The following is a 16,924-nucleotide window of genomic DNA, read 5'->3' as shown; positions in this document are numbered from 1 at the left end:
TCCGTGCCAACCACACGCCTCAGCACCGAACCCACCGCCGTCCTCGTCCTCGAGGACGGGCGACGATTCTCGGGTCAGGCCTACGGCGCGCGCGGCCGCACGCTCGGTGAGATCGTCTTCGCGACCGGCATGACCGGGTACCAGGAGACGCTCACCGACCCGTCCTACGCCGGGCAGATCGTCGTGCAGACCGCCCCGCACATCGGCAACACCGGGACCAACGACGACGACAGGGAGTCGCGCCGCATCTGGGTCGCCGGCTACGTGGTCCGCGACCCCTCGCGCGTGGTCTCCAACTTCCGCGCGCAGCGCTCACTCGACGACGACCTCGAGTCCGACGGCATCGTGGGCATCTCGGGTGTCGACACCCGGGCGATCACCCGCCACATCCGCTCGGCCGGCTCGATGCGCTCCGGTGTCTTCTCGGGGGACGACCTCGCCCTGCCGGCCGACGAGCAGCTCGCCCTGGTGCTCGGCGGTGCGCAGATGGAGGGGCAGAACCTCTCCTCCGCGGTCTCGACCGATGAGCAGTACACCGTGCCCGCACAGGGCGAGCGGGTGGGCTCCGTCGCCGTCATCGACCTGGGCGTCAAGACCTCGACCGTCAACTACCTCTCGGAGCGCGGCTTCGACGTGCACGTGCTGCCCGAGTCGGTGACGGCCGAGCAGGTGCTCGAGCTCGACCCCTCCGCGCTGTTCTTCTCGAACGGCCCCGGCGACCCGGAGGCGTCCGACCGCCACGTCGAGCTGCTGCGCACCACGCTGCGCGCCGACCTGCCGTTCTTCGGGATCTGCTTCGGCAACCAGCTGCTCGGCCGCGCGCTCGGCTTCGGCACGTACAAGCTGCCGTTCGGCCACCGCGGGATCAACCAGCCGGTGCTCGACAAGCTCACCGGTCGCGTCGAGATCACGGCGCAGAACCACGGCTTCGCGGTCGACGCGCCCATCGAGGGCGAGCTCGACTCGCCGGAGGGCTTCGGCCGCGTCGAGGTCAGCCACTACAGCCTCAACGACTCGGTCGTCGAGGGCCTGCGCTGCCTCGACATCCCCGCCTTCTCGGTCCAGTACCACCCGGAGGCGGCGGCCGGCCCGCACGACTCCAACTACCTCTTCGACCGCTTCCGCGCCATGGTCGTGCAGCGCACGGCCGAGCAGGGCGGCGCCGTCCCCGCTTCCACCACCGCTATCGACTCCGGAGACCAGAACTGATGCCCCGCAGAGAAGACATCACGAGCGTCCTCGTCATCGGCTCCGGCCCCATCGTCATCGGCCAGGCGGTCGAGTTCGACTACTCGGGCACCCAGGCCTGCCGCGTGCTGCGCGAGGAGGGCGTCCGCGTCATCCTCGTCAACTCGAACCCGGCGACGATCATGACCGACCCCGACTTCGCCGATGCGACCTACGTCGAGCCGATCACGCCGAAGGCCATCGAGGCGATCATCGCCAAGGAGAGGCCGGACGCGATCCTGCCGACCCTCGGCGGCCAGACCGCGCTGAACGCCGCGATCCAGCTGCACGACCTCGGGATCCTCGAGAAGTACGACGTCGAGCTGATCGGCGCGAGCTTCGAGGCGATCAACCGCGGCGAGGACCGCCAGATCTTCAAGCAGCTCGTGCTCGATGCCGGCGCCGGTGTGGCCAAGTCGTACATCGCGCACACAGTGGAGGAGGCGGTGGAGTTCGCCGAGGACCTCGGCTACCCGCTCGTCATCCGCCCCTCGTTCACCATGGGCGGCCTCGGGTCCGGCTTTGCCTACACCCGCGAGGAGCTCGTGCGCATGGTCGGCGACGGCCTGCACCAGAGCCCGACCACCGAGGTGCTCCTCGAGGAGTCGATCCTCGGCTGGAAGGAGTACGAGCTCGAGCTGATGCGCGACACGGCCGACAACGTCGTGGTGGTCTGCTCGATCGAGAACGTCGACCCCGTCGGCGTGCACACCGGAGACTCGATCACCGTCGCCCCCGCGCTGACGCTGACCGACCGCGAGTACCAGAAGATGCGCGACATCGGCATCCAGATCATCCGCGACGTCGGCGTCGACACCGGCGGCTGCAACATCCAGTTCGCGGTCGACCCGGCCGACGGCCGCATCATCGTGATCGAGATGAACCCCCGGGTCTCGCGCTCCTCGGCGCTCGCGTCGAAGGCCACCGGCTTCCCGATCGCCAAGATCGCCGCCAAGCTCGCGATCGGCTACCGACTCGACGAGATCCCCAACGACATCACGAAGGTGACGCCCGCGAGCTTCGAGCCGACCCTCGACTACGTGGTCGTCAAGGTGCCCCGCTTCGCCTTCGAGAAGTTCCCGGCCGCGGATCCGACCCTCACCACGACCATGAAGTCGGTCGGCGAGGCGATGGCGATCGGCCGCAACTACGCGCAGGCCCTGCAGAAGGCGCTCCGCTCGCTCGAGAAGCGCGGCTCCTCGTTCCACTGGGGCGCCGAGTCGCGCTCGGTCGACGAGCTGCTCGAGGTCTCGAAGACCCCGACCGACGGCCGCATCGTCACTGTGCAGCAGGCGCTGCGCGCGGGCGCGAGCATCGAGCAGGCGTTCGAGGCGACGAAGATCGACCCGTGGTTCCTCGACCAGATCGTGCTGATCAACGAGATCGCCGACCTCGTCCGCGAGCACCCGTCGCTCGACGCCGGCGTCCTGCGCCTGGCGAAGGACCACGGCTTCTCGGACGTCCAGATCGCCGAGCTGCGAGGGCTCGACGAGGCCGAGGTGCGCCGCACCCGCTACGAGCTCGACGTCCGACCGGTCTACAAGACCGTCGACACCTGCGCGGGGGAGTTCCCGGCGCTCACTCCGTACCACTACTCCTCGTACGACGAGGAGACCGAGGTCGTCGCGGCCGACCGCCGCAAGGTCGTCATCCTCGGCTCGGGCCCCAACCGCATCGGGCAGGGAGTCGAGTTCGACTACTCCTGCGTGCACGCCTCGTTCGCGCTCTCGGCGGCCGGCTACGAGACGATCATGATCAACTGCAACCCCGAGACGGTCTCGACCGACTACGACACCTCCGACCGCCTCTACTTCGAGCCGCTCACGCTCGAGGACGTGCTCGAGGTCATCCACGCCGAGTCGCAGTCGGGCGAGCTCGTCGGCGTCGTCGTGCAACTCGGCGGCCAGACGGCGCTGAACCTCGCGGGCGGGCTCGAGGCGGCCGGTGTGCCGATCCTCGGCACGAGCCCCGCGGCCATCGATCTCGCGGAGGAGCGCGGCGCGTTCTCGCGGATCCTCGACGAGGCGGGCCTGCTCGCTCCCAAGAACGGCACTGCGACCGATCTGGCCGGCGCCCTCGAGGTCGCGGCGGGCATCGGCTTCCCCGTGCTCGTGCGCCCGTCGTTCGTCCTCGGCGGGCGCGGCATGGAGATCGTCTACGGCACCGACCAGCTCGAGGACTACTTCGACCGGATGGCCGACCAGGGCATCATCGACGCCACGCACCCGCTGCTGGTCGACCGCTTCCTCGACGACGCGATCGAGATCGATGTCGATGCGCTCTACGACGGCGAGCAGCTCTACATCGGCGGTGTGATGGAGCACATCGAGGAGGCCGGCATCCACTCCGGCGACTCGGCGTGCACCCTGCCCCCCGTGACCCTCGGCCGCACGCAGATCGACCGCGTGCGCGAGGCGACCCTCGCGATCGCGCAGGGCATCGGCGTGCGCGGGCTGCTCAACGTGCAGTTCGCGATCGGCCAGGGCGTGCTCTACGTCCTCGAGGCCAACCCGCGCGCCTCGCGCACCGTGCCGTTCGTCTCGAAGGCACTGGGCATCCCGCTCGCGAAGGCCGCCTCGCGCCTGATGGTCGGCGAGACGATCGCCGAGCTCAAGGCCGAGGGCCTGCTGCCGGAGCGCGACGGATCCGATGTGCCGATGGACTCGCCGATCGCGGTGAAGGAGGCTGTCCTGCCCTTCAAGCGCTTCCGCACCAAGGACGGCCAGATCGTCGACTCGCTGCTCGGCCCCGAGATGCGCTCGACCGGTGAGGTCATGGGCATCGACCGCGACTTCCCGCGCGCCTTCGCCAAGAGCCAGGACGCGGCCTACGGCGGCATGCCCGCGAGCGGCACCGTGTTCATCTCGGTGGCCGACCGCGACAAGCGCGCGATCGTGCTCCCGGCGCTCCGGCTCCGCCAGCTCGGCTTCGAGATCCTCGCGACCCAGGGCACTGCGGAGGTGCTCAACCGCAACGGCATCCAGGCCCGCGTCGTGCGCAAGTACAGCGAGGAGGCGGTCGACGACGCGCCGTCGATCGTCGAGCTCGTGAGCCGCGACGAGGTCGACGTGGTGATCAACACGCCGAGCGGAGGCGCCTCCCGAGCCGACGGCTACGAGATCCGCGCGGCCGCGGTGGCCGCCGACAAGCCGCTCTTCACCACGATCGCCCAGCTGGCGGCCGCCGTGGCCTCTCTCGATGCCGCCGCCGAGCCGTTCGAGGTGACGAGCCTGCAGGACTACGCGCTGCGCCGGGCGGAGCGCACGGCGTGACCTCGTCCGGAGCGGTCTCCTTCGGGGCTCGGCTCGAGCGGGCGTTCGCCGCGCACGGGCAGCTCTGCGTGGGGATCGATCCGCACGCGTTCCTGCTCGACGCGTGGGGCCTCTCCGACGACGCGCCCGGCCTCGAGAGCTTCGGCCGCGCCGTCGTGGAGGCGGCGGCCGGCCGCGCGGGCATCGTCAAGCCGCAGGTGGCGTTCTTCGAGCGCCACGGGTCGGCCGGCTACCGTGCGCTCGAACGGGTGCTCGCCGATGCGCGGGCGGCGGGCCTCCTGGTCATCGCCGACGTCAAGCGCGGCGACATCGGCACGAGCGTCACGGCCTATGCCGAGGCGTGGCTCCGGCCGGGCTCGCCGCTCGAGGCCGATGCCATGACGGCGGCGGCCTACCAGGGGCTCGGCTCGCTCGACGGGATGCTCGCGCTGGCCGAGGAGACGGGCAAGGGCGTGTTCGTCCTCGCCGCGACCTCCAACGCGGAGGCGGCGCCGATCCAGCGCGCGATCGTCCAGGACGGCCCCCGAAGGGGATCCGCCCTGGCCAGCGCGGTACTGGCCGACGTGGCATCCTGGAACGAGGGACACACGCGCTCGCCGATCGGCTCGATCGGCGTCGTGCTCGGGGCCACGGTCGCCCTCGGCGACTACGGCATCGACACCGCCTCGCTCCTGCGGCCCGCACTCCCGGTGCTGGCGCCCGGCTTCGGCCACCAGGGCGCGGCGGTCGCGGACGCGTCGCGGCTGTTCGGCGAGCTGGTCGCGGCGACGATCGTGAGCGAGTCGCGCAGTGTCCTCGGAGCGGGCCCCCAGGGGATCGCCGCCGAGATCGACCGACGCGCCACACACATCCAGGAGACCCTTGTCCGCTGAAACCGCCAGCCCCCAGAGCGTCGACGCGCCGAGCGTCGAGGCATCCGGCACTGCGCCCGCCGGACGCCGCCCGAGTCCGCCCGAGGTCGACCGCCGGGCCGCCTCGGCCGCTGCGATCGCCGCGCGCCGCGCCCGCGCCGAGGTCAAGAAGGACGTCGCCACCGGGACCCGCGCCGCCACCGCGGTGCTCGCTGCGGCCCAGGCCGACCCGACCGGTGTCGAAGGGCGGATGCGCGTCAGCGAGCTGCTGCGCTCCGTGCCCGCGCTCGGAGTGGTCAAGACCCCGCGCGTGATGGAGCAGCTGCAGATCGCGCCGTCGAAGCGGCTCGGCGGGCTGGGCCGTCGCCAGGTCGAGGGCCTGCACGGGTTCCTCGAGCAGCGGGAGTCGCGCCAGCGCCGCACCGAGCGCAACCGCCTCGTCGTGCTCGCGGGCCCGACCGCGGTCGGCAAGGGCACCGTCTCGACCTACATCCGCGAGAACTACCCCGACGTGCTGCTCTCGGTGTCGGCCACCACCCGTTCGCCGCGTCCCGGCGAGGTCGACGGGGTGAGCTACTACTTCGTCGACGACGCCGCGTTCGACCGGATGGTCGAGGCGGGGGAGTTCCTCGAGTACGCCACCGTGCACAACGCCTACCGCTACGGCACGCCGCGGGGCCCGATCGACTCGGCACTCGCCCAGGGCCGCCAGGTGATGCTCGAGATCGACATCCAGGGCGCGCGGCAGGTCCGCGAGCGGATGCCTGACGCCCGGCTCGTCTTCCTCCTGCCGCCCAGCTGGGACGAATTGGTGCGCCGTCTCGTCGGCCGGGGCACCGAGAGTGCCGAGGAGCAGGAGCGCCGGCTCGCCACCGCACGCGTCGAGCTCGCGGCGCAGGACGAGTTCGATTTCGCCGTGGTGAACAGCACCGTGCCCGAAGCGGCCCGCGAGGTCGTAGAATTGATGTCGCCTCGTGCCGACGGCGCACCCGCCGACACGGGTCGCTGAGACCGGGGCCACCGACCACCTCCGGGCCGACGCCCCGGCCGCCGCAGGGTTCACGCCCCCAGGCACCGCTCGTCGTGCCGCCCCGGAGCCGCAGATCGGCGCTCAGGCGCCAGGCAGTGCTCATGCGAACAGCGCTGACAAGCCCAACAAGGAGACACCATGGCCAACAACCTCGGCATCATCGACCCGCCCATCGACGAGCTGCTCTCGAAGGTCGACTCGAAGTACGCGCTCGTGATCTTCGCCTCCAAGCGCGCGCGCCAGATCAACGACTACTACGCCGACCTCCACGAGGGCAGCCTGTTCGACAACGTCGGCCCGCTGGTCGACTCGACCATCGACGACAAGCCGCTCTCGGTCGCCCTCCACGAGATCAACGAGGACAAGCTCGTCGCCACCCCGCTGGCCGAGTAGCACGGCCGGGTGCGCACCTCGCGGAAGGCCGTGCGGCGGCTGAACGTCGTCGTCGGGATCACCGGCGGCATCGCCGCCTACAAGGCCGTCGGAGTCGTGCGCGCGCTGGTCCTCGAGGGTCACGACGTCCACGTCGTGGCCACCGAGGCCGCCCTGCGCTTCGTGGGGAAGCCCACCCTCGAGGCGATCTCCCGCAACGCCGTGCACACCGAGCTCTACGAGGGTGTCGCCGAGGTCCGCCACGTCGCGATCGGCCAGGCGGCCGACCTGATCGTGATCGCTCCGGCGACCGCGCACACGCTCGCCAAGCTCGCGACCGGCCTCGCCGACGACCTGCTCGGCAACACCGTGCTCGCCTCCACGGCTCCTCTCGTCGTCGCGCCCGCGATGCACACCGAGATGTGGGCCAATGCTGCGACCGTCGCCAACGTGGCGACCCTCCGCTCCCGGGGAGTGCACGTCGTCGGCCCGGCCGTCGGCCAGCTCACCGGCACCGACTCCGGCGCGGGCCGCATGGAGGAGCCCGCGACGATCGTCGCCGAGGCCCTCGCGGTGCACGCCCGATCGACCGGTGCCCGCCGCGACCTCGAGGGGCTCCGCGTCCTCGTCACCGCGGGGGGCACCCGCGAGCCGCTCGATCCGGTCCGCTTCGTCGGCAACCGCTCCAGCGGCAGGCAGGGCGTCGCGCTCGCTGCGGCCGCTGCGGCGCGGGGTGCCCAGGTGCGCGTCATCGCCGCGAACCTCGACATCGAGGCGCCGAGCGGCGTCGAGGTGAGCACCGTCGGCACGGCCCTCGAGCTGCGGGAGGCGGTCCTCGCCGCGGTGCCGGACGCCGACATCGTCGTCATGGCCGCCGCGGTCGCCGACTACCGGCCCGCGAGCGTTGCCGAGTCGAAGATCAAGAAGGAGCAGCAGGGCGACCGCCTGGTCCTCGAGCTGATCAAGAACCCCGACATCCTGGCCGAGATCTCGGCCGCTAAGACCGACGGCCAGCTCATCGTGGGCTTCGCCGCCGAGACCGAGCCCGACCGCGAGGCGATGCTCGAGCTGGGCCGCGCCAAGATCGCGCGCAAGGGCTGCGATCTGCTCGTCCTCAACAGGGTGGGCTGGACCGAGGGCTTCCAGAGCGACAGCAACGCCGTCGTGGTCCTCGATCGGGCCGGAGATATAGTGATCGAGGCTTCCGGCACCAAGTCGTCGGTCGCCGATCGCGTCCTCGACGTGGTCGCGCGCTGACCGACGCCCCGCTCGTCCGACGGGTCGGTCCCGCAGCGCGTCGTCGGCGCTCCGAGCCGCCCTGTCCTCGCGCATCCGCGCGTGACGACTCCGCTCCCGGGAGCCGCGAGACGATCGGGCACGACGAGAAGACCAGGCACGACGGCACGACCAGGCACGACACGATCCGGCACGAAGAGAGACGCTGACACCATGACCTCCGGTCCCCTCCGCCTGTTCACCTCCGAGTCCGTGACCGAGGGCCACCCCGACAAGATCTGCGACCAGATCTCGGATCGCATCCTCGACGCCCTGCTCCGCGAGGACCCGCACAGCAGGGTCGCCGTCGAGACGCTGGTGACCACCGGACTCGTGCACGTCGCCGGCGAGGTCTCGACCTCGGGCTACGTCGAGATCCCCGCGATCGTCCGCGACACGATCGTCGAGATCGGCTACGACTCCTCCGAGAAGGGCTTCGACGGGCGCTCGTGCGGCGTCTCGGTGTCGATCGGCCAGCAGTCGCCCCAGATCGCCGCCGGAGTCGACACCGCCCTCGAGGTGCGCACCGACACCGCCGACGACGATGCGTTCGACCGCCAGGGTGCGGGCGACCAGGGTCTGATGTTCGGCTTCGCGACCGACGAGACCCCCCAGTACATGCCCCTGCCCAGCTGGCTCTCGCACCGCCTGGCCGAGCGCCTCGCCGCCGTCCGCAAGTCGGGTGAGCTCGACTACCTCCGCCCCGACGGCAAGACCCAGGTCACCATCGGCTACGAGGGAACGACCCCGCGGTCCATCGACACGGTCGTCCTCTCGACCCAGCACGCCGAGCACGTGAGCACCGAGCAGATCCACGCCGACGTCGAGGCGCACGTGATCCGCCCCGTCCTCGAGACCGTCGACCTCGACTCCTCCGCGGTGCGCCTGCTCATCAACCCGACCGGCCGCTTCGAGATCGGCGGACCGCAGGGCGACGCCGGGCTCACCGGCCGCAAGATCATCGTCGACACCTACGGCGGAGCCTCCCGCCACGGCGGCGGCGCCTTCTCGGGCAAGGACCCGTCGAAGGTCGACCGCTCGGCGGCGTACGCCATGCGCTGGGTCGCCAAGAACGCGGTCGCCGCAGGCCTCGCCTCGCGCCTGGAGGTGCAGGTCGCCTACGCGATCGGCAAGGCGGCTCCCGTCGGCCTCTACGTCGAGACCTTCGGCACCGGAACCGTGTCGGACGAGCTGATCACCGAGTCGATCCGCTCGGTCTTCGATCTGCGCCCCGCCGCGATCATCCACGCGCTCGACCTCCTCCGCCCGATCTACTCCCAGACCTCGGCCTACGGTCACTTCGGTCGCGAGCTGCCCGACTTCACCTGGGAGCGTCTCGACCGGGTCGACGACCTCCGCTCCGCCGCGGGTCTGTCGTAGCGAGCGCGGCGGTGGCGGGCGTCGACCCTGCGGAGGCTCCTCCGTCGGGCGCCGTCGCGCGGGTGCTGCTCGACTCGCCCCTGCCCCAGCTCGATCGGCTGCTCGACTACGCCGTCCCCGAGGCGATGCGGGCCGAGGTGCGGCCGGGGGTCAGGGTGCGCGTCCCACTCCGGACGGGCGGGCGGATCTCGGACGCCTTCGTCGTCGAGGTCGGCGAGGGCTCGGAGCACGTCGGCGCGCTGAGTGAGATCGAGGAGCTCGTGTCTCCGCTGCCGGTGCTGACGCCCGAGGTCTGGGCGCTCGCGCGGAGGGTGGCCGATCGCGCCTCCGGTGGGGCGAGCGATGTGCTGCGCCTCGCGGTCCCGCGCCGGCACGTGCGGGTCGAGCGCGCGTTCGTCGCGGCCGAGCCGACGCAGGAGCAGCCTCCGATCGAGGCGGGGGGTGTCTCCGGATACCCGGCAGACGCCTTCTCGTCGCTGAGCGACGGCGGCCGGCTGGCGGTCGCCGCCGTGCCGACCCCGGTACGGCTCGAGTCGGGTGCCTGGGTCGGCGGCTGGGCCCTCACGCTCGCCGAGCTCGCCCGCGACACGCTGGCGTCGGGTCGCGACGCGATCCTCGCCGTGCCCGACTACCGCGATCAGGAGCAGCTCGAGCTGGCCCTCGCCGAGACGGTCCCTGCGCAGGCGGTGGTGCGACTCGATGCCCGGCAGAAGGGCGCCGCGCGCTACACCGCGTTCCTCAGCTGCCTCCGGCCGGGTCCCCGGGTCATCGTCGGCAACCGCTCCGTCGTCTACGCGCCCTCCTCCTCCCTCGGGCTGATCGCGCTCTGGGACGACGGAGATCCGCTGTTCGCCGAGCCGCTCACTCCGTACGCGCACGCCCGCGACGTCGCCCTGGTGCGCCAGGAGCAGAGCGGAGCCGGCCTGGTGCTGCTCGGCAACACCCGGACGGTCGACGTCGAGCGGCTCGTCGAGATCGGCTTCGCCGCCGAGGTCGCACCGCGGCCGTCGAAGCGGCCGCACGTGGTCCCGACGGCTCAGCAGTCCGCGGCCGACGAGCACGACGCGGCCGCGCGGATCCCGTCGTCGGCGTGGCGGCAGGCGCGGCTCGGCCTCGACTCCGGCCCGGTGCTCGTCCAGGTCGCGCGCCCCGGCTACGCCCCGGTCGTCGCGTGCGCGCGCTGCCGCACCGTGGCGCGCTGCAACCGCTGCCAGGGCCCGCTCGGCGTGCACTCGGCCGGCGCGCGGCCGAGCTGCGGCTGGTGCGGGCTGATCGCGGCGGAGTGGACCTGCACTGTCTGCGAGGCCACGTCGCTCCGACTGGTCACCCTCGGCGCGGGGCGCACGGCCGAGGAGCTCGGGCGGGCGTTCCCCGGCGTGAAGGTCGTCGTCGCCGACGGCCAGCGGCCCGTGCTGACGCTCCCGGACGAGCCCGCACTCGTGGTGGCCACCAAGGGCGCCGAGCCCCGGGCCGACGGCGGCTACCACGCCGTCCTCCTGCTCGACGGCGAGCGGATGCTCGCGCGCGAGAGCCTGCGCGTCGCCGACGACGCCCTCCGCACCTGGTCGAACGCCGCCGCGCTCGCCCGCCCCGGAGCCCCCGTGCTGCTGGTCGGCGTCGGCGGCCGCCTCGCGACCGCGCTCGCGACCTGGCGGCAGGCCGAGTACCTCCGCGGCGAGCTGGTCGAGCGTCGCTCGCTGCGATTCCCGCCGGCCGTGCGGCTCGCGACCGTCAGCGGCGACGCCCACGCGGTCGAGGAGGCGCTCGACACGCTCGACGCGATCGACCGCCACGAGGTGCTCGGGCCGGTCGGCCTCGAGGACGGCTCCGTCCGGGCGATCGTGCGCTTCGACTACGCTCGCGGAGCAGAGGTGGCCGCGCGCCTCCGGGCCGCGGTCATCCGCAACGCCACCCGTCGCCGCCGCCCGCCCACCACGCCCGGCCGCTTCCGCCCGGCCCCCAAGCTCCGCGTGCGTCTCGACGATCCCGACATCCTCTGATCCCTGGAGCCCCCCGTGCGCCTCGTCTTCGCCGGCACCCCGGCCGCCGCCGTCCCGACTCTGCGCGCCCTCGCCGCCTCCGATCACGAGGTGCTCGCGGTCGTGACGCGCGAGGACGCTCCCGTCGGCCGCAAGCGCGTGCTCACGCCCTCGCCGGTCGCGACCGCCGCCGACGAGCTCGGCCTCCCGGTGATCCGGGCGAACCGCCTCGACGAGACGGTCACCGACCGGATCGCGGCGCTCGAGCCCGACCTCGGCGTGATCGTCGCGTACGGCGGGCTGGTGCGGGCGCGCCTCCTGGCGGTGCCGCGGCTCGGCTGGATCAACCTGCACTTCTCGCTGCTGCCGCGCTGGCGGGGCGCAGCGCCGGTGCAGCGCGCGCTGATGGCGGGGGAGTCGCCGATCGGCGCCAGCGTGTTCCAGCTGGTCGCCGAGCTCGACGCCGGAGACGTCTTCGCCGAGATCACGGAGGAGGTCGCCGACCGCTCGGCCGGTGAGCTGCTCGACGCGCTGGCCGCTTCGGGCGCCGTGCTCACCGTGTCGGTGGTCGACGACCTCGCGGCGGGGCGGGCGATCGCCGTTCCGCAGCGGGGGGAGGTCACCCTCGCGCCCAAGCTCGACGTCACCGACGGGCGCCTCGACTGGAGCGCCCCGTCGTCGCGGCTGCTCGCCCTCGTGCGCGGAGTGACGCCCGAGCCCGGCGCCTCCACCGCCGCCGGAGACGCCCGCCTGAAGATCCTGGCGCTGCGACCCGTGGTGGACGCCCCATCGCTCGCTCCCGGAGAGGTGCGCCTCGACTCCGGCCGCGCGCTGGTGGGCACCGCCGACGGCTCCGTCGAGCTCGTGAGCGTGCAGCCCGCGGGCAAGAACCCGATGGCCGGCGCCGCCTGGGCGCGGGGGCTGCGCGAGAGCACGGTGCTCGCGTGAGCGCGGTGTCCCCGGCGCGGCAGGTCGCCTACGACGTCCTCCTCGCCGTGAGCGGCTCCGACGCATACGCGAACCTGGTGCTCCCCGCGCGGATCCGCGTCGCCGCGCTCACGCCCTCCGACGCGGGCCTCGCGACCGAGCTCTGCTACGGCACCCTGCGCCTCTCCGGCTACTACGACCGCGTCATCGCCCTCGCGGCGGGCCGCGGCGTCGAGGCGATCGATGCACCCGTGCTCGACGCCCTGCGCCTGGGCGTGCACCAGCTCCTCGGCACCCGCGTCGCCGCGCACGCCGCCGTCAACGAGAGCGTCGCGCTCGTCGCGGCCGGCTCGTCGCGCGGGGCGGTGGCCTTCGCCAACGCCGTGCTGCGCACCGTCTCGCGCTCGAGCCCGGAGGAGTGGCGCGAGCGCGTCTCGGCCGCGGCCACCTCCGGCGACGACCGCCTCGCCGCGCTGAGCTCGCACCCCGTCTGGATCGTGAAGGCCCTGCGCCGTGCCCTCGCCGCGGAGGGCGCGGCCGACGAGCTCGACGCGCTGCTCGCCTCCGACAACGCCGCCCCCCGGGTGAACCTGGTGGCGCTGCCCGGTCTCGCCGACGCCGCCGAGCTGCCCGACGCCGAGGCCGACCGCTACTCGCCCGTGGGCCTGGTGAGCACCGGCGGCGACCCGGAGGCGTTCCCCGCGGTCCACGAGGGTCGCGTCCGCGTGCAGGACGAGGGCTCGCAGCTGGCCGCACTCGCACTGTCGCGGGCGCGCCCGATCGAACCGGGCGAGCGCTGGCTCGATCTCTGCGCGGGCCCCGGCGGCAAGGCCGCGCTGCTCGCGGCGGAGGCGCGCGGTGGGGGAGCGACGCTCCTCGCCAACGAGGTGGTCCCGGGGCGCGCCGGTCTGGTGCGCCAGGCGCTGGCGGCCGTCGATCCGTCGGTCGAGGTGCGCGTCGGCGACGGCCGCGACATCGGTTGCGAGCACCCTGGTGCCTTCGACCGCATCCTGCTCGACGCGCCCTGCACGGGCCTCGGTGCGCTGCGGCGCCGGCCGGAGGCGCGCTGGCGCAAGTCGGCCGCCGACGTCGCGCAGCTGGCCGAGCTGCAGGGCGAGCTGCTCGACGCCGCGCTCGAGGCGCTCGCGCCGGGTGGACTGCTCGCCTACGTCACCTGCTCGCCGCACCTGGGCGAGACCCGTCGGGTCCTCGCCCTGGCCGAGGAGCGCCACCCGGGCGCGCTCGAGCCGCTGGACACTCCCGCGATCCTCCGCACGCTCACCCGCGAGCCGCTCCCGCTCGGCGAGGGTGCCTCGCACGTGCAGCTCTGGCCGCACCGCCACGGCACCGACGCGATGTTCATCCAGGTCCTGCGCCGCACCTGACCCCTGATCTGCTCCGCGAGATGCCACTTCGGTACGCGTTTCTCGGCGTGTCGCGTACTCAAGTGGCATCTCGCGGGATGAGGGGTACGGGGCGCCGCGCCTAGGCTGGGAGCCATGCCCGCACGGATCAACCCCAGCATCCTGTCCGCCGACTTCGTCAACTTCGAGGCGGAACTGCAGCGGATCTCGACGGCCGATCTGGTGCACGTCGACGTGATGGACAACCACTTCGTGCCGAACCTCACGTTCGGCCTGCCGATGGTGCAGCGCCTGCAGGAGGTGTCGCCGCGCCCGCTCGACGTGCACCTGATGATCGACGACCCCGACCGCTGGGCGCCGGGGTACGCCGAGACGGGCGCCTACTCCGTCACCTTCCATGCCGAGGCCGCGCACGATGCGGTCGCCCTGGCGCGCCGCCTCCGCGGGATCGGCTCGCGCGCGGGCATCGCCCTCAAGCCCGGCACCCCGGTCGACGACTACCTCGAGCTGCTGCCCGAGTTCGACCAGGTGCTCGTGATGACGGTCGAGCCCGGCTTCGGCGGCCAGTCGTTCAAGGCCGAGACGATGCCGAAGCTCCACGCCCTTCGCGCCGTCGTCGACCGCACCGGCCTCGACGTCTGGCTCCAGGTCGACGGAGGCATCGCCCCCGGCACCATCGAGATCGCCGCCGAGGCGGGCGCCGACACCTTCGTCGCCGGCTCGGCGGTCTTCGGCGCCGACGACCCCGAGGCGGCCATCGCCGCGCTGCGCGACACCGCCACGGCGCACCTGCACCGCCACTGACCCACCCGCGCCGCCCCGCCACCCGCGCCGTATAGACTTCCCCGGTGAAAACTTTCGACGACCTCTTCGCTGAGCTGGGCGAGAAGGCCGCCGCGCGCCCCGAGGGCTCGGGCACCGTCCGCGAGCTCGATGCCGGAGTGCACTTCATCGGCAAGAAGATCGTCGAGGAGGCCGCCGAGGTCTGGATGGCCGCCGAGTACGAGGGCGACGAGCGCACCGCCGAGGAGATCTCGCAGCTGCTCTACCACCTCCAGGTGCTGATGCTGGCGAAGGGCCTGTCGACCGCCGACGTCTACCGGCATCTGTGAGCCCGCTGCCCGCGGTCCGCCGTCGTTCAGCGCCGTCGCGTCCGCACGCGCCGCGCGCCGGTCGGCCCGCGCCCACCGATTCGGTGCCCACCGAACCCCCGTCGAGTTCTCGAGGACCTTCTGCTGTGACCACCACCCCTCCCGCCGCGACCGCACTCCTGCGCGTGGCCGTGCCCAATAAGGGCTCCCTCTCCGAGACCGCCGGTCAGATGCTGGCCGAGGCCGGTTACGTCGGCCGCCGCGACCCCAAGGAGCTGCACGTCGTCGACGAGCGCAACGGGGTGGAGTTCTTCTACCTCCGCCCGCGCGACATCGCGACCTACGTCGGCTCCGGCGCTCTCGATGTCGGAGTGACGGGGCGGGATCTCCTCATCGACTCCGGTTCCGAGGCGCGGGAGATCGCGAGCCTGGGCTTCGCGAACTCGACGTTCCGCTTCGCGGGCCCCGCCGGCCGCTACACGGCGCTCGAGCAGATCGACGGCCTGCGCGTCGCGACCAGCTACCCCGGCCTCGTCGGCGGATTCCTCCGCGAGCACGGCGTCGAGGTCACTCTGATCCGCCTCGACGGTGCCGTCGAGTCGGCCATCCAGCTCGGGGTCGCGGATGTGATCGCCGACGTCGTCGAGACCGGTACCACGCTCCGCAAGGCCGGTCTCGAGATCTTCGGGCCCGTGATCCTCGACTCGACCGCCGTCCTGGTCTCGGCCGCGGGCGAGCCGGCGGGCATCCCCGTGCTGCTGCGCCGCCTCCAGGGCGTGCTCGTCGCGCGCGAGTACGTGCTGCTCGACTACGACTGCCCGGCCTCGCTGCTCGAGGAGGCGACGGCCATCGCGCCCGGTTTCGAGTCGCCGACCGTGTCGCCGCTGCACGACCCCGAGTGGCTCGCCGTGCGGGTCATGGTCACCCGCGCCGACATGAACCAGGTGATGGACCGGCTCTACGACCTGGGCGCCCGCGCGATCCTCGTCACGTCGATCCACGCCGCGCGTCTCTAGGGGAGGCGTCGTGAGCCTCGCCGTCCGCGTCATCCCCTGCCTCGACGTCGCCGCCGGGCGCGTCGTCAAGGGCGTCAACTTCCAGAACCTGCGCGATGCGGGCGACCCCGTCGAGCTCGCGCGCCTCTACTTCGAGCAGGGCGCCGACGAGCTGACGTTCCTCGACGTCACCGCGACCGTCGACGACCGCTCCACCACCTACGACGTGGTCCGCGCGACCGCCGAGCAGGTCTTCATCCCTCTCACGGTCGGAGGCGGAGTGCGCGGCGTCGAGGACGTCTCGCGCCTGCTCGCCCACGGCGCCGACAAGGTCGGGGTCAACTCGGCGGCGATCGCCCGCCCCGAGCTGGTCGGCGAGATCGCGGACGTCTTCGGGGCGCAGGTGCTGGTGCTCTCGCTCGACGTGAAGCGGAGCGACGCGACCGACTCCGGATTCGTCGTCACCACCCACGGCGGTCGCCGCGAGACCACCCTCGACGCCCTGGCCTGGGCGGCCGAGGCCGTCGAGCGCGGCGCGGGCGAGCTCCTGGTCAACTCCATCGACGCCGACGGCACCAAGCAGGGCTTCGACCTCGAGCTGATCGCCGCCATGCGCGCGCTGAGCACCGTCCCGGTGATCGCCTCCGGAGGCGCGGGCGCCGTCGAGCACTTCGCCCCCGCCATCGAGGCGGGCGCCGACGCGGTGCTCGCCGCCTCCGTCTTCCACAATCGCGAGTTGACGATCGGCGACGTGAAGCGCGCCCTCGACGACTCCGGGATCGAGATCCGACGATGACCCCCGCTGCCCTCACCGAGGTCCTCGACCGCGCGCACTTCGACTCGAGTGGCCTGCTGCCCGCGATCATCCAGCAGCACGACAGCCGCGAGGTCCTGATGATGGGCTGGATGGATCGCGAGGCCCTCCGCCGCACCCTCACCGAGGGCCGCGTGACGTTCTGGTCGCGCTCGCGTCAGGAGTACTGGCGGAAGGGCGACACCTCCGGGCACGCCCAGTACGTGCGCGGAGCAGCGCTCGACTGCGACGCCGACACCCTCCTGGTGCAGGTCGAGCAGATCGGAGCCGCCTGCCACACCGGTGCGCACGCCTGCTTCGACGTCGACCCGCTCGATCCGGTCGCCGACGTCGTACCGGGGGAGTGA

The 16,924-nt window shown here is 72.6% G+C and carries 15 protein-coding genes; all 15 read left to right on the top strand.

The features are described 5' to 3' along the window. Positions 1–3 precede the first annotated feature (3 nt). The 15 genes from carA to hisI all read left to right on the top strand — a co-directional run bounded on the left by carA (position 4) and on the right by hisI (position 16,924). Positions 4–1,209 (top strand): glutamine-hydrolyzing carbamoyl-phosphate synthase small subunit, encoded by a 1,206-nt coding sequence (carA, locus tag ASG06_RS13055; RefSeq protein WP_056042908.1) that lies wholly within the window; start codon positions 4–6, stop codon positions 1,207–1,209. Next, the gene (gene carB / locus ASG06_RS13050; RefSeq protein WP_056042906.1) at positions 1,209–4,499 is read left to right on the top strand and encodes a carbamoyl-phosphate synthase large subunit; all 3,291 of its coding nucleotides are present in this window, start codon (positions 1,209–1,211) and stop codon (positions 4,497–4,499) included. Before carA ends, carB begins: the two co-directional genes overlap by 1 nt. Continuing rightward, on the top strand, positions 4,496–5,371 hold the full coding sequence (gene pyrF / locus ASG06_RS13045) for an orotidine-5'-phosphate decarboxylase (RefSeq protein ID WP_056042904.1): 876 nt from the start codon (positions 4,496–4,498) through the stop codon (positions 5,369–5,371). Before carB ends, pyrF begins: the two co-directional genes overlap by 4 nt. Next, positions 5,361–6,359 (top strand): guanylate kinase, encoded by a 999-nt coding sequence (gene gmk, locus ASG06_RS13040; RefSeq protein WP_082499221.1) that lies wholly within the window; start codon positions 5,361–5,363, stop codon positions 6,357–6,359. The genes pyrF and gmk overlap by 11 nt, the downstream gene beginning before the upstream one ends. A 159-nt stretch (positions 6,360–6,518) precedes the next feature. Beyond that, entirely contained in the window at positions 6,519–6,773 is a 255-nt protein-coding gene (gene rpoZ / locus ASG06_RS13035; protein WP_056042902.1) for a DNA-directed RNA polymerase subunit omega, read from the top strand. A 39-nt stretch (positions 6,774–6,812) separates the two neighbouring features. Next, positions 6,813–8,009, top strand: a complete 1,197-nt coding sequence (gene coaBC, locus ASG06_RS13030; RefSeq protein WP_056043504.1) for a bifunctional phosphopantothenoylcysteine decarboxylase/phosphopantothenate--cysteine ligase CoaBC — start codon at positions 6,813–6,815, stop codon at positions 8,007–8,009. A gap of 192 nt (positions 8,010–8,201) precedes the next feature. After that, positions 8,202–9,407, top strand: coding sequence for a methionine adenosyltransferase (gene metK / locus ASG06_RS13025; protein ID WP_056042900.1), 1,206 nt, complete (start codon positions 8,202–8,204; stop codon positions 9,405–9,407). 11 nt (positions 9,408–9,418) lie between these two features. Further along, positions 9,419–11,407, top strand: coding sequence for a hypothetical protein (locus tag ASG06_RS13020; protein ID WP_056042897.1), 1,989 nt, complete (start codon positions 9,419–9,421; stop codon positions 11,405–11,407). A 15-nt stretch (positions 11,408–11,422) separates the two neighbouring features. Next, positions 11,423–12,334 (top strand): methionyl-tRNA formyltransferase, encoded by a 912-nt coding sequence (locus ASG06_RS13015; protein WP_056042895.1) that lies wholly within the window; start codon positions 11,423–11,425, stop codon positions 12,332–12,334. Continuing rightward, positions 12,331–13,698: an RsmB/NOP family class I SAM-dependent RNA methyltransferase gene (locus tag ASG06_RS13010; protein ID WP_056042891.1), complete on the top strand. Its 1,368-nt coding sequence runs from the start codon at positions 12,331–12,333 to the stop codon at positions 13,696–13,698. Before ASG06_RS13015 ends, ASG06_RS13010 begins: the two co-directional genes overlap by 4 nt. A gap of 114 nt (positions 13,699–13,812) precedes the next feature. Next, the gene (gene rpe, locus ASG06_RS13005; protein ID WP_056042889.1) at positions 13,813–14,481 is read left to right on the top strand and encodes a ribulose-phosphate 3-epimerase; all 669 of its coding nucleotides are present in this window, start codon (positions 13,813–13,815) and stop codon (positions 14,479–14,481) included. A gap of 44 nt (positions 14,482–14,525) precedes the next feature. Then, entirely contained in the window at positions 14,526–14,789 is a 264-nt protein-coding gene (locus ASG06_RS13000; protein WP_056042887.1) for a phosphoribosyl-ATP diphosphatase, read from the top strand. A 125-nt stretch (positions 14,790–14,914) separates the two neighbouring features. Further along, positions 14,915–15,784: an ATP phosphoribosyltransferase gene (gene hisG / locus ASG06_RS12995; RefSeq protein ID WP_197409424.1), complete on the top strand. Its 870-nt coding sequence runs from the start codon at positions 14,915–14,917 to the stop codon at positions 15,782–15,784. Between the two features lie 10 nt (positions 15,785–15,794). Beyond that, positions 15,795–16,559 carry an imidazole glycerol phosphate synthase subunit HisF gene (hisF, locus tag ASG06_RS12990; RefSeq protein WP_056042886.1) on the top strand — a complete coding sequence of 255 codons (765 nt, stop codon included), beginning with the start codon at positions 15,795–15,797 and terminating at the stop codon, positions 16,557–16,559. After that, entirely contained in the window at positions 16,556–16,924 is a 369-nt protein-coding gene (gene hisI / locus ASG06_RS12985; RefSeq protein WP_056042884.1) for a phosphoribosyl-AMP cyclohydrolase, read from the top strand. Before hisF ends, hisI begins: the two co-directional genes overlap by 4 nt.

Origin of the sequence: Rathayibacter sp. Leaf185 (assembly GCF_001423885.1) — a bacterium.
Classification (GTDB): Bacteria; Actinomycetota; Actinomycetes; order Actinomycetales; family Microbacteriaceae; genus Rathayibacter.
This window is presented reverse-complemented; position numbering and strand designations above follow the sequence as displayed.

Excerpts from the sequence above, each read along its gene's own strand:
- rpe (WP_056042889.1), top strand. The coding sequence starts at position 13,813 with ATGCCCGCACGGATCAACCCCAGCATCCTGTCCGCCGACTTCGTCAAC.
- carB (WP_056042906.1), top strand. The coding sequence starts at position 1,209 with ATGCCCCGCAGAGAAGACATCACGAGCGTCCTCGTCATCGGCTCCGGC.
- metK (WP_056042900.1), top strand. The coding sequence starts at position 8,202 with ATGACCTCCGGTCCCCTCCGCCTGTTCACCTCCGAGTCCGTGACCGAG.
- rpoZ (WP_056042902.1), top strand. The coding sequence starts at position 6,519 with ATGGCCAACAACCTCGGCATCATCGACCCGCCCATCGACGAGCTGCTC.
- hisI (WP_056042884.1), top strand. The coding sequence starts at position 16,556 with ATGACCCCCGCTGCCCTCACCGAGGTCCTCGACCGCGCGCACTTCGAC.